We start from the raw sequence: 7699 nt of genomic DNA, 5'->3' as shown, positions 1-7699 counted from the left end.
TTATAAGGCATGCTTCCTAAAAAATTAATATTTTCCTTCACATTAATATCTATAATAGTTTTTAAATATTTTATATAAGACTTACCCTCTTTTGAAAACCAATCTCTACCAACAATATCTAAAGTAACTTTAGGATGCTTTTTTTTTATCAATGGTAATGCTAATATTAATTTATCTATTCCTTTTTTTTCACAAACAGTACCTATAAAAACTAATTTATAGGGTTCTTCTTTAATAATGTTACTTTGATAAAAAGTATTTAATTTAATACTATTATAAATTGTTTTAAAACTAAAATCAGCATTTAAATATTTCTTTGTTTGGTTTCCTACAAAATCACTTACGGATACAAAATAATCTGCTTTTTTAAATGATTTTTTTTCTTGATACCCTCTCCACAAAGCAGGTTTTATACCTTGTTCAATTGCAAAAAAATGATGTCCGCCATGTAATCTTATTAATTTTTTATAGGGTGTATTATTTGGAAAAAATGCGAAATTCAATTCACTACCTTCAACAATATCTATTGGATTTTGTAAATGAATTTCTTTTAATTTATTTTGAATTTTTCTATTATGATGGTAAAACTTACCAAATTTCCATTGAGACTTTCCTAATCTATAAATGGATACATTTTTATCTATTGTATTTTCATTTAACAAATTATTATTAACACCTACAATAGAAACTACAACATCATTAGCAACTAGATTTTCTGCTAAAAACTTAACAAAAGTACCAATTCCTCCATGAGATTGTCCTTGTTTTGGGTATTCATTTGTTAAGAAACAGATGTGCATATTAAAATTTTATATATTCTTTACTAGAATTATAATTTACAATTTTATTATTACTAACAACTACAGCATTGTCTGGTATAGGTTTATTTACAACAGCGTTTGCTCCTATTGCAACATCATTTCCTATTGTTATTGGTCCAAATATTTTTGCTCCTGGACCTATCCAAACTCTATCTCCAATTGTTGGCACTCCAAATTCTCCTTCAGATTTACCCCAACCAATTATTGTCATTGGAGCAATATTACAATTATCTCCAATAATTGAATTAGAATTTATTATAATTGTTCCTGAATGACTTATAAATAACCCTTTTCCAATTTTTGTTCCGATAGGAATAGAAATACCTACAAAAATTTGACTTATCTTTAAAACGATCATTCCCAATAAGCCTACTAAACTTCTAATAATTGGTATTTTTCTAACAGAAAAATAAATTCCATTTATTAATCTAAACCATGATGTTGCCCAAAAACTTTGATTAAAAAAAATAATCTTTATAGGGTTTTTAGCACCAGTAGCAATATACCTTTTATAATCTGTTTTTATTAATGAAAAACTATTCATATCGTTTTATATTTTCAACAATTATATCTGTAGCAGTTTTAACATTCGAAGCGATATAGTTTAACCATTCTTTATTATTCTTTTCTGTTTTTATAGCTTTTATTATTACTTCTGATATTTCTTCCTTTTTATTAATCCAAAATACAACATTTTTATTAGGCATACTTTTAAAATGTTGAAAGTTATAAATCATTTCAGTTGACCAATCTTTTGATAAATTTGTGTTATAATTTAAATATACAGCAGATTTATTTAAAACAGAGAAATCTAAAGCCATTGTTGAGCCAATATTTATAACTGTGTTACAATGTAAAACTATATTAACTAGTGTTTTAACATCATCATATAAAGGATATACAAAATTCCATTTAGTTTTATCATTTCCTACAAAATTCCAAATTGGTTTAGCCAAACTAATTATCTCTGAATGTTTTTTTAAAACATAATCATATCTATCAGTTAAATCTACAGGACAAGGTCTAAAGAGTATCTGAGGTCTTATTTTTTCATTAATTTTCATTAATTCTGTAGCAATATTATCTAAATAGACCTCATCATAAGGTGATGTTTTTAAATCATCACCTGAAAAACAAATTACTTTTTTATTTATATTTAAGTTATATTGATTAAAGAAATCTTCTTTGCTTTGGTATAATTTTTTATTAAAATAAAAATCAAATTGAGGTGTTCCTGTTACTATTACCCTTTGTTTATTAATCTCAGGATAATATTGTAATAATTCACTTTTCATATATTTAGACCATACAAAAAAGTAATTACTTTTAACATATAAATTTCCTTTAGGTAAATTATCCCAAGAAAAAATTGATCCTATTGTTAATATTTTCATCTTTTTAGCTACTTCAACAATACAGGAAGCATTTACAAGACGTTGATTCGTATTAAAAATAATATCAGGATTAATTTGTTCAATTACTTTTTGGTAGGCTTCATTATTCTTTATGTATTGATTGTTTAACACTTTCTCACACCTTAAAATAAATGAATATTTAAATGAAAAAATATAACCAATAAACTCTATAATTTTATATAATATTGATCTAAAAATTCCTTTACTATTAGGATTCCAATTTGTTAATATGGTATTGTTATTTGTTATTCTTTTATTACGTTTTAACCTAGAAAAGGTAATAATCCCTCTTAAAATAACTGTACTAAAGCTTTCTTTAAAAACAGGAATTTTATGAGATTCAATAGATATATTATGTAATTTTTCTACTTCATCAATTGCTTCATTTGAAATTGAATGTAATAACGAAACCTGAAAGTTATTAGAAATAATTTTTTTAAAAATATCTGAATACAAATAATTTTTAATACTTGCTCCATCTTGAATTATAAAACAGATTTTCTTTTTCACTTAAATATTTTTTAATTTACTTGCTAATTTTAAATCTTCTAAAGTATCTATATCTAAACTAGTTTCTACAGACATTTCAAAGTGAATTGTTTTATCTGTTAATAGAGTATTTTTATTTAAAAAATCATTTACTTTAATTATATAAATAGCCCCATTAGCTCTATACGTTTTAGGCAACGATTGCCTTGGATAGAATGGAAAATCATTATTTATGATTCCTTGTAAATAACCTTTCTCATCAATATTAAATGATTTGTATGGATGATGCTCTAACTCACAAACACTAATTAATGAGGTAGCTTTAGAATTTAATAATTTTTCAAAAGCAAAGTCTATATCTTTAGAGGTTCTTAAAGGAGATGTTGGTTGTAAAAGAATTAAATAATCATACTTTATTTCCTTCAAACTTTCTAAAACATGTGTTAAAACTGGTTCTGTTTTAGAGTTATCTTGCGCTAATTTAATAGGTCTTTTTATCGCTATAACTTCTTTGTTTTTTTGAGCTTCATTTAAAATTTCATCATCATCTGAAGAAACAACAACATCTGTAATATATTTTGATTTTAAAGCCGCTTCAATAGACCATTGCATTAATGGTTTCCCTAAAAAATTAACTAAATTTTTTCTAGGAATTCCTTTAGAACCTCCTCTTGCGGGTATAATTGCAATAACCTTCATTTATAAATCTTGAAATTGTTTTTGACAGTTTACTTTCCAAATTACATCTGACTCTAACAAGCGTAAAAAAAGCTCATTACTATTCCCTTCTCCAAATTCAGTTATATCAATAACTTCCTGTTTTTTATGGCGAACATTATCAATTTTAGATAATATTTCATCAGTATCATAAGATACATTTATAATAGAATTTGCTTGCGCTCTATTATTTTGCCTTGTTCCAATATCTATCGTTGGTACTTTATAATAAGGAGCTTCTCTAACTCCTGCACTTGAATTTCCTATTATAAATTTAGATTCTTTCAAAAGCCTAAGAAAGTACTCGAATCGTAAAGATGGATAAATTTTAAATCTAGAGTTGTTTTCTAACCTTTTATATTCTTCAAGAATTTCTTCTGTCCCTAAATCATTATTAGGGTAAATAACAACATAATTTTCATCTGATTTTAACAATGTATCAACAAAACATTTAGCAACTACTTTTATATTTTTATAATCCGTTGTTACTGGATGAAACATAACGATTCCATAATGGTCAAACGGAATTTCGTAATATTCTTTAACAGTTTTTAAACTAGGTAAATTAGAAGGATTCATTAAATCTAAATCTGGAGATCCAATCACATAAATAGAACTTTCTAATTCCCCCATTTGTATCAACCTTTTTTTAGCTTCATTATTAGAAACTAAATGTAAATGAGACAGTTTACTAACAGAATGTCTAATTAATTCATCAATTGTTCCAGAAATTTCTCCTCCTTCAATATGAGAAACTAAAATATTATTTAAACTCCCAACAATTGCTCCTGCTAGAGCTTCTACTCTATCTCCATGTACAACAATTAAATCTGGTTGTTGACTTGCAATATATTCAGAAAAACCAACTATTGTTTTAGCCAAAGCTCTATCCATAAATTCTGCACCAACATGATTTTTAAAAGTATGAATATTTTTAAAACCACTTTTATAAATTTCATTAACTGTAGAACCGTACTTTTCATCTAAATGCATACCTGTCACAAAAATTTGAACATCAAAATTTAGATTTTCTTGTGTAATTTTTATGAGGGATTTTAATTTACCAAAATCTGCACGGGTTCCTGTAAGAAATACTATTTTTTTAAAATTATTCATCAACATCTTCCCAGTTTAAATGAACATCTAATTCAATATCTCTACATGCTTTTTTTCCTAAAATTTCATTAAAATTTTCTGCTAATATATCTCCTGTACCAGGTCTTTTAACCCATAAATTATCTTTACTAAAAATTTCTCCTTTCTTAATCGATTTTATTGTTACAACCGTTGCAAATGCAAAATCTATAGTTACTTGTTCTTCTTTTGCAGGTTCTTTTGTACCTCCACGCATTTGCCAAATTAAATTACTCCCTTCAATTAATTGTTTACAATCATTTTCATCCATAGAACAAACAATATCTGGTCCTGTTCTTTGTTTATGATCTGTAAAATGGCGTTCTAAAATTGATGCTCCTAAAGCAACAGCACCCAAACAAGCATGATTTGTTAATGTATGATCTGATAAACCAAAAACATTTTTAGGAAATGCTTCTGATAACTCTTGCATTGCACCAAAACGTACTAAATGTACTGGCGTTGGATATAAATTTGTTGTATGTAACAATGCCAAAGGCACATCTGCTTTTTCAAATATTTCAACAGCTTTTGCAACACTTTTTATTGTGTTCATACCTGTACTCAAAATTACAGGTTTTTTAAATGATGCTATATGTTCTAAAAGTGGATAATTATTACATTCTCCTGAACCAATTTTGTAGGCTTTAACATTCATTCTCTCTAATCTTTCTGAAGCAGCTCTAGAAAACGGTGTAGAAATAAAAATCATTCCTTTGCTTTCTACATATTCTTTTAATTCAATTTCATCCTCTTCATTTAAGGCACAGCGTTTCATAATTTCATATATAGAAACATCTGCATTTCCCGGAATTACTTTTTTAGCAGCTCCACTCATTTCATCCTCTACAATATGAGTTTGATGTTTTACACATTCTGCCCCTGCTCTAAAAGCAGCATCTACCATTTCTTTTGCTACTTTTAAAGATCCCTCATGGTTTATACCAATTTCTGCAATTACAAAAGGTGGATAATCTATTCCAATTTTTCTTCCTTGTATTTCTATATATGGATTATTTTTTTTCATCAATTTATAAAATTGCATTTTTAAATTTTAACTCCCAATTAAAATAATTATGGATTAAATCTAATTCTGCTTTTGATACATTTTCTTTTGAATTATTATACAATTTATCAAATGCCTTCACCCATTCATCTACAATATTAGGTTTATCTACAAATAAAATATTTTTCAAATTATTTAATGCTTCTGGTAAAGAGCCAATGTTTGTTGATATAATACTATTTCCACATTTTAAAGCTTCTATAGGAGATAAAGCAAAACCTTCTTTACACAAAGTGGTAAATATAAAAAAATCTGAAATCTGTAAATATTTTGCAGTTTCATTATTTGGCATTCTTCCTAAATAAGTTATATCTTTAGTAGAAATATTTTTTTCTGTACCAATAATAACTATTCTAATATTACTATATTTATTAGAAATGATTTTTGCAAATTTTAAAAAAATATGTAACCCTTTTATAGGTCTATCATTTGCCAACCATGTTATTATTTTCTCTTCTTTTTTAAACCCTAATTCTATTTTTTTATTTTGTTTAACTTTATCTTCTAAAGGAAAAAAAACAGAAGAATCTACGCCATTACCTATTATCTTTACTTCTGGAGTAAAACTAAAATAATTATTTTTACTTGATAAATAGCTTGCAATTGTTTGAAATAGAATTTTATCTGTTTTTTGTAAAATATGATTTTTTGCATTTAGATTAAAACCATGAAATGAAAAAATTAAATTTATTTCTGAATTGAATAATCCTCTATTTAAAGCAAAAGCTTCTAATAAATGAACATCATCTAAAATTACAATAGTTAATTTCTCTGTTTGTTTTGATAATAAAATAGCCGATTTTAAATAATCTTTAGCTATCCAATTTCTAAACATAAAATTTCTTATCCTTCTATGCCCGATAATATATTTTCTTTTTTTACAAAAGATATTTTTATCTGTTTCACTTGAAGGTGACAAAATATAATCAAATATCTGGTTATTAGATATAAACTTAGTTATTCTTGTGGTCCAACTACCAATTTTTTTTGACGGCAGCTCTACGTTTGCTACTAATATTTTAATTTCTCTTTTCATAATTAATACTCCTTAGTCATTCCTTTATACTTAAAAAATAACTTTTTAAACCTTCTAATTAAAAGTTCATGAAAAATTTTACCCATAAAATAACCAATTTTTGAAATTGGTTTGGGCTTACTAAGAGTATCAAGAGCTAAATTAATATGATTTGAGGATTTAGTTTTCTCTAAATCTATCAGCATCCAGTCTTCTAATTTATTACCAAGATGGTATGCTAAGTTATCTAATGTTGCTAATCTTAAAAAACCTGCTCTATCATTAGGTTTGTCTATATATTGGGTTTCACTTCCTGAAACAATTTTATGTTTACAAACTTCTATTGGAGAAAATTTAAAAACATCTGACCTCATTGTTGCTACAAAATGACCACATCCCAAAACAGCTTTTGTTTTACTGTTTTCAATAGTTAAATATTTTTCTAAATGATTTTCATTGTACATAGAATCTCTTCCAATACTTTTTTGAAAATTTAACATCCCTTCTGGATTTACAACATTAGAAAATTTTAATTTTGCTTTAAATAAACCATAAAACAAAGAACTATATAAATACCTACTAGAATATGCTTTACTAGATGGCACAGGAGATACCATACCTGCTTGAGGTATTGTATTTATTATATTTTCTACTTCTGATTGCCAATTTGGTAAAAACATAACATCTGCATCAGAAATAGTTATTAATGGTTCTAAATTACTTTTAATTGAAGAATATAAAGCATTTACTTTTCCTAAATTTAATTTCGAGTGTAGTAATTGATCTACATTTTCATTTAAATTATATGTTGATTCTAAAAAATCACTTACTTCTTTACAACAATTATTATTAATTAATGAAATTTTTGTTTTATTGTGTATAGTTAGTAGTAGTGATTCTATACAAATCTTTAAAATTTTTAACCCATCTTTAAAGTATTCTTCCTTTAAGTTTGGAATATAAACTGGTATTACAACTCTATGATATGAATCTATATTAATATCACTTTTTTCTTTTTCTGGATTTATACCTATTCGCATGG

8 protein-coding genes are annotated in these 7699 nt (G+C 25.8%); all 8 read right to left on the bottom strand.

From position 1 onward, the window contains the following. On the bottom strand, positions 1 to 800 hold an 800-nt coding region (locus ABJG40_RS07160; RefSeq protein ID WP_348023894.1), incomplete at its 3' end, for a glycosyltransferase family 4 protein. A gap of 1 nt (position 801) precedes the next feature. Continuing rightward, positions 802 to 1365 (bottom strand): serine acetyltransferase, encoded by a 564-nt coding sequence (locus tag ABJG40_RS07155; protein WP_348023893.1) that lies wholly within the window; start codon positions 1363 to 1365, stop codon positions 802 to 804. After that, positions 1358 to 2746 (bottom strand): hypothetical protein, encoded by a 1389-nt coding sequence (locus ABJG40_RS07150; protein WP_348023892.1) that lies wholly within the window; start codon positions 2744 to 2746, stop codon positions 1358 to 1360. The genes ABJG40_RS07155 and ABJG40_RS07150 overlap by 8 nt, the downstream gene beginning before the upstream one ends. Continuing rightward, positions 2747 to 3424 (bottom strand): acylneuraminate cytidylyltransferase family protein, encoded by a 678-nt coding sequence (locus ABJG40_RS07145; protein ID WP_348023891.1) that lies wholly within the window; start codon positions 3422 to 3424, stop codon positions 2747 to 2749. Beyond that, positions 3425 to 4558: a UDP-N-acetylglucosamine 2-epimerase gene (gene neuC, locus ABJG40_RS07140; RefSeq protein WP_348023890.1), complete on the bottom strand. Its 1134-nt coding sequence runs from the start codon at positions 4556 to 4558 to the stop codon at positions 3425 to 3427. Then, positions 4551 to 5603 (bottom strand): N-acetylneuraminate synthase, encoded by a 1053-nt coding sequence (gene neuB / locus ABJG40_RS07135; protein ID WP_348023889.1) that lies wholly within the window; start codon positions 5601 to 5603, stop codon positions 4551 to 4553. Before neuB ends, neuC begins: the two co-directional genes overlap by 8 nt. 4 nt (positions 5604 to 5607) lie before the next feature. Further along, positions 5608 to 6678, bottom strand: a complete 1071-nt coding sequence (locus ABJG40_RS07130) for a glycosyltransferase family 4 protein (protein ID WP_348023888.1) — start codon at positions 6676 to 6678, stop codon at positions 5608 to 5610. Between the two features lie 2 nt (positions 6679 to 6680). Next, complete coding sequence (locus ABJG40_RS07125) at positions 6681 to 7697, bottom strand: glycosyltransferase family A protein (RefSeq protein ID WP_348023887.1); 1017 nt, start codon at positions 7695 to 7697, stop codon at positions 6681 to 6683. Positions 7698 to 7699 lie beyond the last annotated feature (2 nt).

The organism is Polaribacter sp. (genome assembly GCF_039939415.1).
Lineage (GTDB): Bacteria > Bacteroidota > Bacteroidia > Flavobacteriales > Flavobacteriaceae > Polaribacter.
Note: the sequence above shows the minus strand (reverse complement) of the source record. Positions and strands in the feature narration are given on the sequence as shown.